The organism is Pseudomonas sp. GW821-FHT09H03 (genome assembly GCF_059415945.1).
This window is the reverse complement of the sequence record NZ_JBWKOF010000005.1, coordinates 178,519-194,650: the sequence shown is the minus strand read 5'-3', so window position 1 is coordinate 194,650 and position 16,132 is coordinate 178,519. Positions and strand designations below refer to the sequence as shown.

General features: G+C 63.4%; 15 protein-coding genes. All 15 read right to left on the bottom strand.

Translation table 11 applies throughout. The features are described from left to right. Positions 1 to 62 precede the first annotated feature (62 nt). The 15 genes from AC07OG_RS09180 to AC07OG_RS09110 all read right to left on the bottom strand — a co-directional run bounded on the left by AC07OG_RS09180 (position 63) and on the right by AC07OG_RS09110 (position 15,934). Complete coding sequence (locus AC07OG_RS09180) at positions 63 to 3,161, bottom strand: error-prone DNA polymerase (RefSeq protein WP_201782591.1); 3,099 nt, start codon at positions 3,159 to 3,161, stop codon at positions 63 to 65. Beyond that, positions 3,137 to 4,552: a Y-family DNA polymerase gene (locus AC07OG_RS09175; RefSeq protein WP_495066827.1), complete on the bottom strand. Its 1,416-nt coding sequence runs from the start codon at positions 4,550 to 4,552 to the stop codon at positions 3,137 to 3,139. Before AC07OG_RS09175 ends, AC07OG_RS09180 begins: the two co-directional genes overlap by 25 nt. Before the next feature lie 7 nt (positions 4,553 to 4,559). Beyond that, complete coding sequence (imuA, locus tag AC07OG_RS09170; protein WP_218423222.1) at positions 4,560 to 5,177, bottom strand: translesion DNA synthesis-associated protein ImuA; 618 nt, start codon at positions 5,175 to 5,177, stop codon at positions 4,560 to 4,562. Next, complete coding sequence (gene lexA / locus AC07OG_RS09165; RefSeq protein ID WP_060540587.1) at positions 5,177 to 5,794, bottom strand: transcriptional repressor LexA; 618 nt, start codon at positions 5,792 to 5,794, stop codon at positions 5,177 to 5,179. Before lexA ends, imuA begins: the two co-directional genes overlap by 1 nt. Positions 5,795 to 5,911: 117 nt before the next feature. Next, the gene (locus AC07OG_RS09160; protein WP_495066826.1) at positions 5,912 to 6,184 is read right to left on the bottom strand and encodes a DUF971 domain-containing protein; all 273 of its coding nucleotides are present in this window, start codon (positions 6,182 to 6,184) and stop codon (positions 5,912 to 5,914) included. After that, positions 6,181 to 7,143 (bottom strand): HEAT repeat domain-containing protein, encoded by a 963-nt coding sequence (locus tag AC07OG_RS09155; RefSeq protein WP_495066825.1) that lies wholly within the window; start codon positions 7,141 to 7,143, stop codon positions 6,181 to 6,183. Before AC07OG_RS09155 ends, AC07OG_RS09160 begins: the two co-directional genes overlap by 4 nt. Continuing rightward, the gene (locus tag AC07OG_RS09150; RefSeq protein WP_495066824.1) at positions 7,140 to 7,988 is read right to left on the bottom strand and encodes an ABC transporter ATP-binding protein; all 849 of its coding nucleotides are present in this window, start codon (positions 7,986 to 7,988) and stop codon (positions 7,140 to 7,142) included. The genes AC07OG_RS09155 and AC07OG_RS09150 overlap by 4 nt, the downstream gene beginning before the upstream one ends. Further along, the gene (locus tag AC07OG_RS09145; RefSeq protein ID WP_060540583.1) at positions 7,988 to 8,770 is read right to left on the bottom strand and encodes an ABC transporter permease; all 783 of its coding nucleotides are present in this window, start codon (positions 8,768 to 8,770) and stop codon (positions 7,988 to 7,990) included. The genes AC07OG_RS09150 and AC07OG_RS09145 overlap by 1 nt, the downstream gene beginning before the upstream one ends. 41 nt (positions 8,771 to 8,811) lie before the next feature. After that, complete coding sequence (locus AC07OG_RS09140; protein WP_495066823.1) at positions 8,812 to 9,261, bottom strand: hypothetical protein; 450 nt, start codon at positions 9,259 to 9,261, stop codon at positions 8,812 to 8,814. A gap of 183 nt (positions 9,262 to 9,444) precedes the next feature. Next, positions 9,445 to 10,869: an ABC transporter substrate-binding protein gene (locus AC07OG_RS09135; RefSeq protein ID WP_495066822.1), complete on the bottom strand. Its 1,425-nt coding sequence runs from the start codon at positions 10,867 to 10,869 to the stop codon at positions 9,445 to 9,447. Positions 10,870 to 11,155: 286 nt separating this feature from the next. After that, positions 11,156 to 11,401: a 4Fe-4S dicluster domain-containing protein gene (locus AC07OG_RS09130; RefSeq protein ID WP_007946457.1), complete on the bottom strand. Its 246-nt coding sequence runs from the start codon at positions 11,399 to 11,401 to the stop codon at positions 11,156 to 11,158. A 26-nt stretch (positions 11,402 to 11,427) separates the two neighbouring features. Continuing rightward, the gene (locus tag AC07OG_RS09125; RefSeq protein ID WP_495066821.1) at positions 11,428 to 13,158 is read right to left on the bottom strand and encodes a fumarate reductase/succinate dehydrogenase flavoprotein subunit; all 1,731 of its coding nucleotides are present in this window, start codon (positions 13,156 to 13,158) and stop codon (positions 11,428 to 11,430) included. Further along, entirely contained in the window at positions 13,155 to 13,907 is a 753-nt protein-coding gene (locus tag AC07OG_RS09120; protein ID WP_495066820.1) for a GntR family transcriptional regulator, read from the bottom strand. Before AC07OG_RS09120 ends, AC07OG_RS09125 begins: the two co-directional genes overlap by 4 nt. Positions 13,908 to 14,061: 154 nt before the next feature. Further along, on the bottom strand, positions 14,062 to 15,030 hold the full coding sequence (locus tag AC07OG_RS09115) for a Gfo/Idh/MocA family protein (protein WP_218423227.1): 969 nt from the start codon (positions 15,028 to 15,030) through the stop codon (positions 14,062 to 14,064). 16 nt (positions 15,031 to 15,046) lie between these two features. Continuing rightward, positions 15,047 to 15,934: a Dyp-type peroxidase gene (locus AC07OG_RS09110; RefSeq protein ID WP_495066819.1), complete on the bottom strand. Its 888-nt coding sequence runs from the start codon at positions 15,932 to 15,934 to the stop codon at positions 15,047 to 15,049. Positions 15,935 to 16,132: the final 198 nt, after the last annotated feature.

The following is a 16,132-nucleotide window of genomic DNA, read 5'->3' as shown; positions in this document are numbered from 1 at the left end:
ACCAGGTTCGAGGGTTGCGCGAATATTAAGGACTTCCTGTGGGCACTGGCTTTGCCACAAGGTCAGCGGAAGTCCCGGCTGCGCACGCTGATGCCATCCAGTAACGGGCTCAGGTCGCTCAAGCGCCCGGCAATCAAATGCCGCACCTCGCCCTCCTTCTCCCAGCGTCCATCGACCTTGAGCAACTGCGAGCCGACCAGGGCTTTGCGCTGGCGCTCGGCGAGGTCGCGCCAGACCACCACGTTGACGTTGCCGAACTCGTCCTCCAGGGTGACGAAGGTCACGCCACTGGCGGTGCTGGGCCGTTGCCGACCTGTCACCAGCCCGGCAACGCTGACCGGGCGGCCGTGCTCGACCTCCAGCAGTTCCTTCGAACTGCGACAACGCAGGGCTTTGAGTTCAGCGCGCAGCAACGCCAGCGGATGCGGCCCCAGGGTGGTGCCGACGCTGTTGTAATCGGCCAGCAGGTCCTCGCCAACAGTGGGCTTGGGCAACGCCACCGCGTCCTCTTCCTGACTCGGCAGGCCGGCAAACAAACCGAGCTGCCTGTGCACCCCCGCCACCTCCCAGCGCGCCCTGTGCCGGTCCCCGGCCAGGCCACGCAACGCCCCGGCATCGGCCAGCAGCTCGCGGGCACGGGCATCCAGGCAAGCCCGTTCACCGAGGTCGGCGACGTCGGCAAATGCGCCTTGGGCACGCGCCGCCTCAATGCGCAGGGCATCGTCCTCGCGAAAACCCTTGATCATGCGCAAGCCCAGGCGAATCGCCGGCTGCGCGCCGACCATCGGCTCCAGGCTGCAATCCCAGTCGCTGGCGCGCACATCCACCGGGCGCACCTGCAAATGGTGGCGACGCGCGTCCTGCAGAATCTGGTCAGGGCTGTAGAAACCCATGGGCCAGCTGTTGATCAGCGCACAGGCAAAGGCCGCCGGCTCATGGCACTTCAACCAGCAACTGGCGTAGGTCAGCAAGGCGAAACTGGCGGCGTGGGACTCGGGAAAACCATAGCTGCCAAAGCCCTTGATCTGCTCGAAAATCTGCGCGGCGAATTCCGCCGTGTAGCCCTTTTTCTTCATGCCGGCGGTCAGCCGATCCTTGTGCGGTTCGAGCCCGCCATGGCGCTTCCACGCCGCCATGGAACGGCGCAACTGATCGGCCTCGCCGGGGCTGTAGTCGGCGGCGACGATAGCGATCTGCATGACCTGTTCCTGAAACAGCGGGACACCCAGGGTGCGTTTCAACACCTCGCGCAACTCTTCGGAGGGGTAGCTTTCGAGTTCCTCCTTGTTTCGCCGACGCAGGTACGGATGCACCATGCCGCCCTGGATAGGTCCGGGGCGGACGATGGCCACCTCGATCACCAGGTCATAGAACGTGCGTGGCTTGAGCCTGGGCAGCATCGACATCTGGGCCCGGGATTCGATCTGGAACACGCCGACGGTATCGGCACGGCCAATCATGTCGTAGGTCTGCGAGTCTTCGGAGGGTACTGTCGCCAGGCTCAGGTCGCGGTTGCGATGGCGGCGCAACAGATCAAAGCAGCGACGTATCGCGCTGAGCATGCCCAAGGCGAGGATATCGACCTTGAGCAGCCCGACCGCATCGAGATCGTCCTTGTCCCACTGAATGATGGTGCGCTCGGCCATGGCGGCGTTTTCCACCGGTACGAGATGGTCCAGCGGCTGCTCGGAAATCACGAAGCCACCAGGGTGCTGGGACAGGTGCCGGGGGAAACCGATCAGTTGTCGGGTCAGGCTCAATACCCGGCGCAACACCGGGCTTTCGGGATCGAAGCCGCCTTCGCGCAGGCGCTCCACGGGCGGCGCTTCATCGCTCCAGTGACCGCAGCAATCGGCCAGGGCATTGATCTGGTCCGGGGGCAAGCCCAGGGCCTTGGCCACATCGCGCACCGCACCGGCGGCGTGGTAGGTGCTGACCACAGCCGTCAGCGCGGCACGGGTCCGGCCGTAACGCTGGAATACGTACTGCAAGACCTCTTCGCGGCGCTCGTGCTCGAAGTCCACATCGATATCCGGCGGCTCGTTGCGCTCTTTGGAGAGAAAACGCTCAAACAGCATGTTCATCCGCTCGGGGTCGATCTCGGTGATGCCCAAGGCAAAACACACCGCCGAGTTGGCCGCCGAGCCCCGGCCCTGACAGAGAATCTTCTCGCGCCGGGCGAAAGCGACGATGTCCTGAACGGTGAGGAAATAACTTTCATACCCCAGTTCGGCGATCAGCCCCAGTTCCTTATCAATCAGCGCGCGTACCTTGTCGCTGGCGCCTTCGGGCCAGCGCTGGCGAATGCCGCGCTCGGTCAACTCGCGTAGCCAGGACGCGGCACTTTGGCCTTGCGGCACCAGTTCCCGGGGATATTGATAGCGCAACTGAGCGAGGTCGAAGGTGCAGCGCCGGGCGATGTTCAGCGTTTCCTCGAGCAAGGCTTGCGGATAAAGCTCATGCAGGACGTCAAGACTGCGCAGATGACGCTCGCCATTGGGGTGCAGGCGCAACCCGGCATCGGCCACCGGCAGGTGATGGCGGATTGCGGTCATGGTGTCCTGCAGGGCACGTCGTCCACGGACATGCATGTGCACGTCGCCGCTCGCCACTGCTGGTATGCGCAGTTCACTGGCCAGGTTCAGCAAATCACTCAGGCGCTGGCTGTCGTCCTGGCCGCGATGCAACTGCACCGCCAGCCACAGGCGGTCGCCGAACACCTGTTGCAACCAGCGACCTTGCTCGAAGGCATCGACCGCGTCCGGTACCCACAGCGCCAGCAGCCCCGGCAGCGCTTCGCTGAAGTCTTCGCGCAGAACCTGGTACTGGCCCTTCTGTGTCCGGCGCCGGGCGCGGGTGATCAACCGGCACAGCGCCTGATAACCCTCGAGGCTCTCCGCCAGCAGCACCAGTTTCGGGCCGTTCTCGATCCGTACTTCACTGCCGATGATCAGCGCCAGCTCCACCGACTTCGCCGCCTGCCAGGCGCGCACGATGCCCGCCAGGGTGCATTCATCGCTGATTGCCAGGGCTTGATAACCCTGCTTTTTCGCCTGTTGGAACAGTTCCAGGGCGCTGGACGCACCGCGCTGGAAACTGAAATTCGACAGGCAGTGCAGCTCGGCATATTCGCGGCTCATGCAAACCAGCCCTGCAGCCACAGCGGGCCGTCCTCACCGACCGCCCGATAGGCCCAGCCTTGCTGGCCGGCACGGGTTTCGATCAGGTAATAGTCGCGGCGCACGTCATCACCGTCCCACCAGCCGGACTCTATACGTTCCGGCCCCATGAGGATGCGCGCCGAACCCTGGTGCACGGCCAGGGGTTCAGCCAGCAGCCAGCCCGGCCGCTTCACGGCGCCGAGCCCGGCACAGGGCTGGCTGTCGGCACGGGCCTGCCACGCGCATTCAGGGCGGTGATCGGCCTGGAAACGCAGACCATGCACGGCGTCATCGCCCAGCCGTGCGCGCAGGCGTTCGCGCAGTTGTTCCCATGGCAAGGACTGCTGAGGACGATCGTCGAACAGTTCCTGATGCTGGGGCACGAAGGTCGGCAAGTCTTCGGCGCGCAGGCGAAAACCCCGCACCGGGGCCTCGACCTGGACTTGCTCCAGCCGGCCCCGGGCCAGTTCAAACAGCATCGCCGGGTCACGTTCGGCGCTGAGCAGGCCGACCTTGATCAGCGTGTCCGGCAACCCGGCATGCTCCAGGTGCAGGTCAAACCGCTGCACGCCGCTGTCGCGCCCGCACAGAAACGCCGACAGGTCGCCGGTCAGGCGGCGCAGCGGGAACAGCAGGGCCTGATGGGACTGCACATCGAAGTTGAGTTCGATGCGCACATCGAAGCGGTCCGGTGGCAGGTAGAACGCCAGCGCCAGTCGCCGCATACCGAGCAAGGCGTCCAGGTGCTTGAGCACCGGGGCCTCGAAACGCCGGGCCAGGCTGTGCCGGGGCAGCGCCTGCACCTGACTCAAGGTGCGCAGGCCCATGCGTGACAAAGCGGTGGCGACCTGCGGCGCAAGGCCGATCCGGTCGACGGGCAATTGCCCCAGGTGATGCTGCAAGGCCTGGTCGTCAGGCACTACCAGACCGTCATAGGCGTTGGCCAGCACTCGCGCCGCCACCGGGTTGGGTGCGGCGACAATGCGGTGGCGAAAACCCAGTTCGTCGAGTTCGTGGCGCAAGCGCACTTCGAATTGTGCCCAGGTGCCGAACAAGCCCAGGCTGGACTCGATCTCGAACACCACGGCTCGCGGGTAATGCACGCTGACCTGGGAGCTGAAGCGATAGGCCCAGGCGGCGAGGAACTGCTGCCAGCGCTCGATTTCGGCGGCGTCGTATTCAGCCGTGGCAAAGCCCTTGCTCAAGGCCTGCGCGGCGCTCATGGACTGGCCGGGGCGCAAGCCCAGTGCCCGGGCCGGGCCATTGACCGCCTGCAATACCCGGCGCTGGGCCGGACCGGTCAGCAACGCCAGCGGTTCATCGGGATCGGCGCGCTGACGCAGTACCGCGTCCAGCGCCAATTGCGGGAAGAGAATGCACACCCAGCGCATGGCAACCTCAATGCCCCACGGGAAAGGCAATCGGCGTCGCACGGGCCAGGCCGCCCCGACACTTGAGCACGCGCAATTGCGCCGGCCTGGCATCGATGGCGATGCGCAGGGCCGCGGGCGAAGGGTTGATCGCTTCACTGAGGGGGCGATAGGCGAATGCCAGGGTCTGGCCGGTTTCCGCAGCCACCTGCAAGCGGCGCAAGGCGCGGTCATCGGCCTTGTGCGGCCAGCACAGCACGGCACCGCAACTGCCCGAACGCAGGCATTGTTCCGCGGCCCACAGGGCATCGCGCTCGCTGGCCTGGATGATCGACAGCTGGCGCAGATCAACCCCGGCGTTGTGCCACGCCTGGGGATACGGCACATAGGGCGGTGCCACCAGCACGATACGCTCGCCCGCCGCCGACAACCGCGCCAATGCTGGCCACAGCAGTTGCAGCTCACCCACGCCCTGCCCGGCCAGGAGGATCTCGCTCAGCGCAGCCTCGGGCCAGCCACCGGTGGGCAACGCCGCATCCAGCGCGGCATGCCCGGTGGGTTGCGGGCTGGCCGTGGGCGGCGCAGGTCGACCCCTCCAGACCTGGCCGCCATTGAACAGCGTATCCAGCGCAACGACGGCCCCCATCAGCCTTGCCTCACCAAGCCGCAGAACACCCCTTCGATGGCCAGGTCCTGACCGGCTTCGACGATGATCGGCTGGTAGGCCGGGTTGCGCGGCAGCAGCCGCACGACGTCACCGACCCGTTCGAAACGCTTGATGGTGACCTCACCGTCGAGCCGCGCCACCACGATCTGGCCGTTGAGCGCCTCGGGGTTGCGGTGTACGCCCACCAGGTCGCCGTCGAGAATACCGTCCCCGATCATCGAATCACCCCGGACCCGCAGCATGTAGTCCGGCGCCCGCGAGAAAATCGCCGGATCAAGCAACAGACGGCTGTGCACCTCGGCATCGGCACCGATCGGCGCACCCGCCGCGACCCGGCCGAGCACCGGAATGTCCAGCAACTCGGGGCGTGGCGGCTGCCCGAGCAGGCGAATGCCCCGGGCCTGATGGGGATTGACCTCGATGAAACCGGCCTCGGTCAGCGCCAGCACATGCTTGCGCGCCACGCTGCGAGAGGCAAAACCGAACGCCTCGCTGATTTCAGCGAGGCTGGGGGGCTGGCCATGCTCGGCGATGCGATCGCGGATAAAGGTCAGGATGGCGGTACGGCGGGGAGTCAGAGTCGTCATGGAGTACATTTGTACTCTTTTGGCGTTTTTCTGGCAAGGACTTGTAGGAGCAAGGCTGCGATCTTTGATCTTGTTCTTTAAAATCAAAGTCAAAAGATCGCAGCCTGCGGCAGCCCTTTGTATGCATCACAGTTCTGCCAGATACGCCCACGGATAAATCCCCCGCTCATGCCCATCACTGAACACCAGCTGCAAGCCATAGCCCTGCGGATTCAACTCAACCACCCGCACCCGGGCATCGACCATCGGCGTCATCCCCCGCAGACGAAACGCCCGGCACTGGGAACATGGGCACTGGCGGCGCAATTCGGCATGATCGAGCAACTGCTCGCGGCCATCGGGCCAGTTCAGGCGCAGCTGCTGTTTGCTCTGGGAGTTACCTGCCGAGAGCGGATTCATTGCAACTGACTCAAGGCGATGCGCACCGCCTTGCGCACTTCCGGGTCGCCGTCGTCTTGCGCGGCCCGCAGCGCCGGGATGGCGCCTCGATCATCGAGTTCGCCCAGTGCCAGCGCGGCTTCCTTGCGCAGGTTGCTGATGCGATGGCCGAGGGTTTCGATCAGCCCGTCGAGGGCCGGCACGTAGCGCAGGCGGCCGAGGCTGCGGGTGGCGCGCAGGCGCACTTGCCAGTAATCGTCGCTCAGGGCTTCGACGAGGGCCGGGCCGGCGTCGACGTGTCCGACCTTTCCGAGTGTGGTGGCGGCCTCCTCGCGCACTTGCCAGGCCTGATCCTGCAACGCCTGGCGCAGGGCCGGCAGCACCTGTGAGTCGGACGCCAGGCCAAGTGCACCAGTGGCGGCGCGGCGCACTTCGCTGTCCGGGTCGTCGCTGGCCAGTCGCGCCAGGGCCGGCAAGGCATCCAGTTGTTTGAGCCAGCCCAGTACACCAACCGCTTCACGGCGGACATTGGCGTCCTGATCTCCCAACGCCAGCAGCGCCGCCGAAGCCGCTTCTGGATAGCGCAACTCGCGCAACGCCCTGAACGCGGCGATGCGTACGCCTCTGTCGGCATGCCCGGTCCACGGCAGGATCACCCGCCCTGCCGCTTCGCTCTTGAGCAGACTGAGACTTTGCGCAGCGGCGGCCTGCACCGTTGCCGATGGATCGGTCAGCGCCTGGCACAGCGCCTCGACCACCGGTTGATCCTCCCAGGCCTCGAGCAACCGTGCGGCTTCGGCACGCACCTCTTCGGTCGGGTCGTCAGCCAGCCGGTCAACCAGCCACAACAGGCCGTCCGGTTCCTCCAGGTCAGCCAGTTCGATCAGCGCGATCCGGCGTACGCCGGGGTCGGCATCGGTCAGGCGCGGTTGCAGGGCAAGAATGTCGTCGTTGTCGGTTACATCGAATAGTGAGGTCATAGGGCAAATCGCGGCAGTTTGTTTTCAGGAGGCAGTCCGAGAGGGTTCAGGCGTGGCAATTGCCGCCCGTCTTCGTGACGCAGCAGTTCGAGGCAGTGGCGTTTCAAGCGGGAAAACTCATGGCTTGTCACCAGCTCAGTGGTACGCGGGCGCGGGAAGTCGAGGCGCAGGTCCTCGATGATCCGCCCCGGTCGCGTACTCATCACCAGCAGCCGGTCGGCGAGGAACAGCGCCTCATCGATGTCGTGGGTGACGAATACCACGGTGGTGCGGATGCGGGTCCAGATATCCAGCAGCAGTTCCTGCATGTTCAAGCGCGTCAGCGCATCAAGGGCACCGAAGGGCTCGTCCATCAGCAACAGCCGCGGTCGATTGACCAGCACCCGGGCGATTTCCACCCGTTGCTGCATGCCACCGGAGAGCTGGTTCGGCCAGCGTTCGGCAAAGCGTGCGAGCCCCACCAGCGCGAGGATTTCGTCGGCAGCCTTGTGTCGCTCGGCCTTGCCGATGCCACGCATTTTCAGACCGAAAGCGACGTTGTCGCGCACCGTGCGCCAGGGGAATAGCGTGTGTTGCTGGAACACCATGCCGCGCTGGGGCGATGGGCCGGATACCGGGGCGCCATCAACGTCAAGGGTGCCGGTACGCGGTTGCAGATGACCGGCCAGTGCGCCGAGCAAGGTGGATTTTCCGCAACCGGACGGCCCGAGAATGCACACGAACTGGCCGGGTTCGATCTGGCAGTCGAGACCCTGCACGGCTTCGAAAGCCGCGCTGCCCTCGCCCAGGCTGATCGACAAGCCACGGATGTCGATGCGGCCTTCAGGATGTTGAAAAACGCTCATCAGGCTTTTCCTCGTGGTCGATGCCAGGGCGTGAACAGTCCGCCCAGACGCTTGATCAACAGGCTGCTGCCCATCCCCAGGACGCCGATCAACAACATGCCAACCACGATGTCGGCGTAGTTCTGGATGGTGTAGGACTCCCAGGTGTAGTAGCCGATGCCGTACTGGCCGGAGATCATTTCCGCCGTCACCAGGCAAAACCACGACGTGCCCATGCCGATGGCAAGGCCAGTGATGATGCTCGGTGCGGCACCGGGCAGAATCACTTCGAGCAGGATCGCCCGGCGCCCTGCCCCGAGGCTTCTGGCCGAAGCGATCAATCGCGGATCGACACCTTCGACGCCGTGCACGGTGTTGAGCAGGATCGGGAACAAGGCGCCGGTGAAGGTGATGAACACCATCGACAATTCCGACGAGGGAAACATCAGGATCGCCAGGGGAATCCAGGCCACCGCCGGGATCGGACGCAGGACCTCCAAAGGCGGCAGCAGCAAATCTTCGGCCCATTTCGAGCGGCCGATGGCCAGGCCCAGGGTGATACCGATGAACAGCGCGGCGAGGTAACCGGCGAAGACCCGGCCGAGGCTGCTGCTCAGGTGTTGGCCGAGCTTGCCGGAGTCGCCGAGGCCCAGCGCGGCTTCAATCACCGCCAGCGGTGCCGGTACATTGGCGAAGGTCACCAGGCCGAGGTTCCAGTGATGGCTGGCGGCGAGTTGCCAGAACAGCAGGCAGAGCAGCAGTGAGGCGGCTCTTGATAACCAGCGGGTGGTCGGTATTTTCATGGATCGGGTTTCCAATTGTGCAACTGTGTGTTGGCGAACATTTACCCCCTCACCCCAGCCCTCTCCCCCAGGGGGGAGAGGGGGAAAGGGAGCCGATCGCTGGTGTTTTCCGAACCTGAGTTCAACTCGATATCAAAGGCCACCGAATGACCAGCAATCACCTCGGTCAGTCCTCTCCCCGGCAAGGGGTGAAGGAACAGGGAGCAGGTCTGGTGTTTTCCGAACCTGAGTTCAACCCAAATATCAAAGGCCACCGAATGACCAGAATTCACCTCGGTCAGTCCCCTCCCCGGCAAGGGGGTGAAGGAACAGGAAACAGGTCTGGTGTTTTCCGAACCTGAGTTCAACTCGATATCAAAGGCCACCGAATGACCAGCAATCACCTCGGCCAGTCCTCTCCCCGCCAAGGGGTGAAGGAACAGGAAGCAGGTCTGGTGTTTTTCCGAACCTGGGTTCAACCCAAATATCAAAGGCCACCGAATGACCAGCATTCACCTCGGTCAGTCCTCTCCCCGGCAAGGGGTGAAGGAACAGGAAGCAGGTCTGGTGTTTTCCGAACCGGAGCTCAACCCGAATATCAAAGGCCACCGAATGACCAGCATTCACCTCGGTCAGTCCCCTCTCCCTCGGGAGAGGGTTAGGGTGAGGGGCAGCCCTCAAGTCAGGCACCTAACTCAGCGGCTAACCACGGACTGGGTGGTGGCGTCGGTGAAGTCGAACACCTTTCCGCCCTGGGCCGTGGCGAACGCCTGGGCCTGCCCTTTGAGCAGAAATGCACTGAGCCGCCCTTGGGCATCACTGGCAAACCACGCTTGGTCGGCCAGCAACTTGATTCCGCTGTCACTGGCCTGGGCGTACACCGCGCGGATGCTTTTGCCTTCCTGCTTGAGGCTGGCCAACGCGGTGAACGCGGCTTGCGCCGAAGCGTACTGGCGCACTTTCGGTTCGCCACGCACCCAGATTTGCGCCACATGGTTGAAGTCGGTGATGGCTTTGCCGCTTGCCGCATCGACGGCCTTGAGTGGCGTTTGCCCGTAGTCGGCCAGTTGCGCGCTGTAGTCCAGGTTCGAGGCCTTGAAGGCGGCGCGGATGTACTGGTCGTCGATGAAATTGTTGAGATCGAGACCGCGATCGGCTTTCTTGAGCAATTTGAGGGTGTCGATGGCGGTGCCGACGGCCTGGCGGTATTCCGGTTTCCAGCTCAGGTCGCGGGTCTGCACGCCGAGCGGGCCGTGGAACAGGTAATTGACCTCGGCATCGACGCCTGTGACCTTGGCGATCAGTTCACTGTATTTCTCAGGCTCCGCCGCCAGCAATTGATTGGCCTCGATGCTCGCGCGCAGGTAGGCGACGACGATTTCCGGGTACTTCTTCGCATACGCCTGATCGACCAGCGCACCATGGAAAGTCGGCGCACCGGCCTGGGACCCGTCATAAATCTTGCGCGCGAAACCACGGCTGGGGAACAGTTCCGCGAAGGGTACGAAGTCGGCATGGGCGTCGATCTTGCCGGCCTGCAAAGCGGAGCCGGCAACTTCCGGTGGCTGGGCAACAATGTTCACATCCTTGAGCGGGTCCCAGCCCTGGGCCGCCACGGCGCGCAGCAACATGCCATGGGCGGTGGAAGCGAACGGCACGGAAATGCTCTTGCCCTTGAGCTCGGCCAGGGACTGCACGCCCGAGGCGCTCGGCACCACGATGCCGTTGCCACTGCCCTTGATGCTGCCCGAGAGCACACTGATAAACAGGCTGTGCTTGCCCGCTGTTTCAAACGCCACACCATTGAAGGCACCGGGGAAATCGGCCATGGCGCCGAAGTCGAGTTTGCCGGCGACCATCTCGTTGGTCAGGGGCGCGCCGCTGGTGAAGTTCTTCCACTGCACTTCATATTTGGCGTCCTTGTAGGGGCCGTCGTGGGGCAGGTATTTGTCCAGCAGGCCCAGCTCCCGAATCAACAGGCCGCCGGCGGCGCAGTTGATGGTGGTGTCCTGGGTGCCGATGGCAATGCGGATGGTTTCGGCCTGTGCCGACAGGGTGAAGGAAGCCAGTACCAGACCGGCGAAAGCTGCACGCAACATGAGTGTTTCCCCTCGAATCATTTATAGGATGTTCGTCTCCGCCACGATCAGGGCGTGGTGGGAAACGAGGGGTGTCTAGAATCTGGCGTCCGGTGGTTGCCGGATGGCGTTTTGGAGTTGTCTGTTCTGGCCTAATCGCGGGCAAGCCCGGCTCCCACAGGTTTCCTTGGTGTCTGTAAAACTTGAGATCCACCACAAATCCCTGTGGGAGCGGGCTTGCCCGCGAAGGCGTCCTGTCAGTCGATGGAGATGCAAGCTGTGCCGGCCTCATCGCCAGCAGGCTGGCTCCCACATTCGGGCTAGTGTTTCAGCGCAGCAGGTACGGGATCTCGACTTTCACCGCCCCGGTCGGGCAATCCTTTTCACACGGCATGCAGTACCAGCATTCGTCGAAGGCCATGTAGGCCTTTTGCGTGGCCGGGTTGATCGCCAGCAGGTCCATCGGGCAGACGTCGACGCACACCGTGCAGCCTTTGTGGGCGATGCAAAGATCCTCGTCGACCGTGACCGGCGCATTGGAACGGAAAAATATTTCCTGGGGTTGATAGGCCATGGGGCGAACTCTCCTGGGTTTAATCGTCAGGCCGCAAAGGCGCCGACCCGTAACCGGTCGTAGGCCTGCATTTCATCGGCGTCGAGCGGGATGATGTAAGGTTCGACCGCTTTCTTGAAACTGCTCATCTGGCCGTTTTCGTCCTTCTTGAGGTGGCAGTGGCAAAACCAGTCGCCGTCATTGCGCTGCGGGTGATCGACCCGGTAGTGGTAAAGCCCCCAGCGACTTTCCGCGCGGAACAAGGATGCGCGGGCGGCCATTTCCGCGCAGTCGCGGATCATGCTGACTTCCATGGCGCGCATCAGCTCGTGGGCGTTGTGGGCCTTGATCTGATCCAGATCGCGCTGGATGTCGCTGAAGCGTTGCAGGCCGATCTGCATCTTTTTGGTCACTTTCGGCGGTTGCAGGTAGTCGTTGACGAAGCGCCGCAGCTTGTACTCGACCTGGGCGGGCGGCAGGCCGTGTTCGCGGTCCAGGGGCGCGTAGACCCGCTGTTTTTCTGTCTCGATCTGCTGTGCGTCCAGTGCGGAAAACTCGCGACCAGCCACAAAATCCGCCGCGTTGGTCCCAGCGAACCAGCCATAAGTAAAAGCACCGAGCATGTAGTTGTGCGGCACGGCGGCCATGTCACCGGCCGAGTACAGCCCCTTGACCGACGTCTCGGCCCTCTCGTTGACCCACACCCCCGACGCCGAATGCCCGCTGCAAAAACCGATTTCGGAAATGTGCATCTCGACCATTTGCGTGCGGTAGTCAGTACCGCGATTGGCATGGAACTGGCCGCGGCTCGGGCGCTCGTTGCTGTGCAGGATCTCCTCGATGTTCTGGATGGTTTCCTCGGCCAGGTGATCGAGCTTGAGGAACACCGGGCCGTTGCCGCTTTCGAGTTCCTGGTGGAACTCCCACATCATCTGCCCGCTCCAGTAGTCGCACTCGATGAAGCGCTCGCCCTTGTTGTTGGCGGTATAGCCGCCCAGGGGACCGGTGACGTAGGCGCAGGCCGGGCCGTTGTAATCCTTGATCAAGGGGTTGATCTGGAAGCACTCCAGGTTCGCCAGCTCGGCGCCTGCGTGATAGGCCATGGCATATCCGTCGCCAGCATTGGTCGGGTTTTCGTAGGTGCCCATCAGGTAGCCCGAGGACGGCAGACCCAGTCGCCCGGCGGCGCCGCAGCACAGGATCACCGCCTTGGCCTTGATCACGTGGAAGTCGGCGGTGCGGCAGTCGAAGCCCATCACGCCATTGACGGCACCCTCGGCGTCGGTCAACAGGCGCGTGCAGACCAGGCGATTGGTGATACTGACCCGGGCCCGCTTCAGCTGGCGGTACAGGACCTTCTTGATGTCGTGCCCTTCGGGCATCGGCAACACGTAGGCACCCATGTGGTGAACCTTTTTCACCGCGTAGTCGCCGGTTTCGTCCTTCTCGAACTTCACCCCCCAGCGGTCCAGTTGCTCGATGGTTTCGAAGCTGTGCGTGGCATAGGCATACACCGCCGCCTGGTTGACGATGCCGTCGTTGGCGATGGTGATTTCCTTGGTGTACTGCTCCGGCGTCGAGTGGCCGGGAATGATCGCGTTGTTCAGGCCGTCCATGCCCATGCTGATCGCCCCGCTGCGCTTGACGTTGGCCTTGTCGATCAACAGCACGCGCAGATCGCGGTTGCGCTCCTTGGCCTTGATGGCCGCCATGGGCCCGGCGGTACCACCGCCGATGATGACGATGTCGTACTCCTGTTCGAGGGTGCTTCGAGTCATGCCTGATCCCCTTTGTGCCGGTCGATCCGCAGGCGGTACTGGAAGGCGTCGCCACGGTAGTAAAGGTGTTCGAAGTCCAGTGGGCGACCTTCGGCATCGTGGGTCAGTCGCTCGATGCGCATGATCGGCGAGCCGGGCTCGACGCTCAGGGCCTGGGTCAGGTCGCTGTCGGCCAGTACGGCATCGATGGCCAGGTCGGCGTGCCCGAGGGCAAGGCCGCAGTCGTTCTCCAGGATCAGGAAAATGTCGCGGGTGACCAGATCGGCCTTTTCCAGGCGCTCGCCGATGGCCTTGGGCAGGTAGGTGATTTCCAGGGAGATCGGCTCGCGGTTGATCAGACGCACCCGCTTGATCTGCGCCACGATCTCGCCTTCGGCGACCTGCAAGCGCTCGGCGACCAGCTTGTCGGCGGCGATGAATTTGAAACTGCGCAGGCGGTTGATCACCTCGTAGCCGCGACCGGTCATGGATTCGGCCAACCCTTGCAGGGTGCTGACGTTCTGGAAGGTTTTCGGTTTGGCGACGAAGGTGCCCTTGCCGTGAATCTTGAAGATCAGCCCTTCCTTTTGCAGATCACCGAGGGCCTGGCGCACAGTGATGCGGCTGACTTTGAACAGTGCGCCGAGTTCGCTTTCGGAAGGCATCTGGCTGTCTTGCGGGTATTCACCGTCGAGGATGCGCGCACGCAGCACGTCCCGAAGCTGGGTGTGCAGTGGGACGCTGCTGAGGGATAGAACGTTATCGGTCATGGCAGATCACTTGTTATAACGAGTTATGACGTGATCTTAGAGAGGCTATGCGAGGATTGAGAAATACTGTTTGAGCATAAGGTTATATGCGCACCGATATCCTCTGTGGGAGCGAGCCTGCTCGCTCCCACAGGACCACCTGCAGCCTGAGGTTTTAGTGTCGCTTGAGGATCTGATCCATCACCCAATCGGTTTTCAGCGCTTGCGCCGCCACCGCCGGATGCTGTGTTTCACCACGAATGTGTGCATTCATGCCTAATACGTGATGCCACTGGATGTGTTCATGATGGGCAATGTGCAGGCTGAGACTTTCATCCGCTTCAAGCTGCACCGGGTGTTCATCGAACACCGAAAAACTGATCCGCCCTTTACTGCCGATCAGCTCGACACGGTCTTCGCGACGATCAGCGACGAAGTTCCAGCAGCCCATGCCCAGCGCCCCGCAGGCGAATCGCCAACAGGCACTGACGGCGTCTTCGGCGGCATACAGTCCGGCTTGGCGCGCAGTCAGTCCGCTGACTTCATCGATGTCGCCCAGCAGGTACTGAAACAGGTCCAGGCCATGGCTGGCCAGGTCGGCGAAGTAGCCACCGCCGGCAATCGCCGGGTCGGTGCGCCAGTTGGCGCGGCCTTCCTGATCCGCCGCCGACGGGGCTTTGGTCAGGGTCCAGGTCAAATGCCGAACCTCGCCGATCCGCCCCTCCTCCAGCCACTGTCGCACTTGTTGAAAGCGTGGCAGCGAACGTCGGTAATAAGACACGAACAGGTGCAGCCCGGCATCGGCGAAGACCTGCTGCATTTCGCGACTTTGCCCGGCGCTCAGCGACATCGGCTTTTCCACGCAGCAGTGCTTGCCGGCGGCAGCCACCTGCAAGGCATAGGCACGATGGCTGTCGGGCGGTGTGGCGATGTACACCGCGTCGACCTCGGGATCGTTGATCAGCGCATCGACATCGGTATACACCCGAGCGATGCCGTGGCGCGCGGCATAATCAGCGACGGCCTCCCGGCGGCGCCCCATCACCGCCACCAGCGCCGAGCCCGGTGCCTTGTAGAAGGCCGGCCCGCTCTTGCGTTCAGCGACACTGCCACAACCAATCATGCCCCAGCGCACCACGTTCATAGTCACTCCCTGATTGTCAGCCGATGCGCAATGCGCGCAAGTCCAGATGGCCGTCCTTGAGCGGCGGGCACCAGTAGTAACCACCGGTGATCGGGCGGCTGATGCGGTACAAACCATCGGTGATGCCGTCTTCCAGACCGCTCATGCGCCGTAGTTGTGCTTCGAAGGCGTCGAGGGAAAAACCGAAGGCCAGGAACATCAGGCCGGCGTGCTCACCTTCGATCCATGGCATCGAACGGCGCACCACAAAGGCTTCGGGGGCGAAGCTTTCCTGGGCGGTGCGCTTGACGTGAGCCGAGACCGGCGCGTCATCGATTTCTTCGTTGTCGCTCAGGCGCCGGCCCATGATGTTGTCCTTTTCCCCGGACGACAGAGCGTGGAAGCCCTTGAGGTCATGCTGCCACTGCTGGATCGCGGCAAAACTGCCACCGACCAGGCCGTCAGCGCCCTCACCCACCAGCGCAGCGGCCACGGCAGCTTCGTCATGGGGGTTTTCGGTGCCATCTTCGTAACCGGTCAGGTCGTGGCCGGTCATATGGCGGAAGGTTTCGTTCATCTGCACCAGGCCCAGGGCCGGGGCCAATGCCGCGGCGATGGCGTTGCTGCGGTTGAGCAACTCGCCACGGTCGACACCGTGCAGCCAGCACCACAGCGCATGTTGCGTCGACGGGTTGTCGACACCGACCCCAGTCAATGCCGGGAATGCGCGCAGGCCTTCGATCTGGCCGTGCAACGCCTTGACCAGCGACTCGCCGAAACCGACGACAGCCGACGTCCCGTCCACCAGTTGCATCAAGTTGTCGAGCGCGGTCGGCAACGCTTCGGCGCATTGGAGGGCGAAGAACATATGACGGGCTTGAGGCGGAACAGGGGTGGCGAGAATGCCCGGCTGGTAATGGCTCATATGAACTCCTTGAAAAAGAGCACCGAGTTTAACCGCAGCACGAGGATTTGTGTGGTTTGAGAGGTTATGAAGCCCGGGTGAGGGGGCAACTGTGGCCTGGGGGCTACCTGCGGCCAGGGAGCTACTGCAGCCAGGGAGCTTTTGTGGCGAGGGGGCTTGCCCCCGCTGGAGTGCGAAGCGCTCCCCTGCATTCTCCAG

Excerpts from the sequence above, each read along its gene's own strand:
- AC07OG_RS09175 (WP_495066827.1), bottom strand. The coding sequence starts at position 4,552 with ATGCGCTGGGTGTGCATTCTCTTCCCGCAATTGGCGCTGGACGCGGTA.
- imuA (WP_218423222.1), bottom strand. The coding sequence starts at position 5,177 with ATGGGGGCCGTCGTTGCGCTGGATACGCTGTTCAATGGCGGCCAGGTC.
- lexA (WP_060540587.1), bottom strand. The coding sequence starts at position 5,794 with ATGTACTCCATGACGACTCTGACTCCCCGCCGTACCGCCATCCTGACC.
- AC07OG_RS09160 (WP_495066826.1), bottom strand. The coding sequence starts at position 6,184 with ATGAATCCGCTCTCGGCAGGTAACTCCCAGAGCAAACAGCAGCTGCGC.
- AC07OG_RS09155 (WP_495066825.1), bottom strand. The coding sequence starts at position 7,143 with ATGACCTCACTATTCGATGTAACCGACAACGACGACATTCTTGCCCTG.
- AC07OG_RS09150 (WP_495066824.1), bottom strand. The coding sequence starts at position 7,988 with ATGAGCGTTTTTCAACATCCTGAAGGCCGCATCGACATCCGTGGCTTG.
- AC07OG_RS09145 (WP_060540583.1), bottom strand. The coding sequence starts at position 8,770 with ATGAAAATACCGACCACCCGCTGGTTATCAAGAGCCGCCTCACTGCTG.
- AC07OG_RS09140 (WP_495066823.1), bottom strand. The coding sequence starts at position 9,261 with ATGCTGGTCATTCGGTGGCCTTTGATATTTGGGTTGAACCCAGGTTCG.
- AC07OG_RS09135 (WP_495066822.1), bottom strand. The coding sequence starts at position 10,869 with ATGATTCGAGGGGAAACACTCATGTTGCGTGCAGCTTTCGCCGGTCTG.
- AC07OG_RS09130 (WP_007946457.1), bottom strand. The coding sequence starts at position 11,401 with ATGGCCTATCAACCCCAGGAAATATTTTTCCGTTCCAATGCGCCGGTC.
- AC07OG_RS09125 (WP_495066821.1), bottom strand. The coding sequence starts at position 13,158 with ATGACTCGAAGCACCCTCGAACAGGAGTACGACATCGTCATCATCGGC.
- AC07OG_RS09120 (WP_495066820.1), bottom strand. The coding sequence starts at position 13,907 with ATGACCGATAACGTTCTATCCCTCAGCAGCGTCCCACTGCACACCCAG.
- AC07OG_RS09115 (WP_218423227.1), bottom strand. The coding sequence starts at position 15,030 with ATGAACGTGGTGCGCTGGGGCATGATTGGTTGTGGCAGTGTCGCTGAA.
- AC07OG_RS09110 (WP_495066819.1), bottom strand. The coding sequence starts at position 15,934 with ATGAGCCATTACCAGCCGGGCATTCTCGCCACCCCTGTTCCGCCTCAA.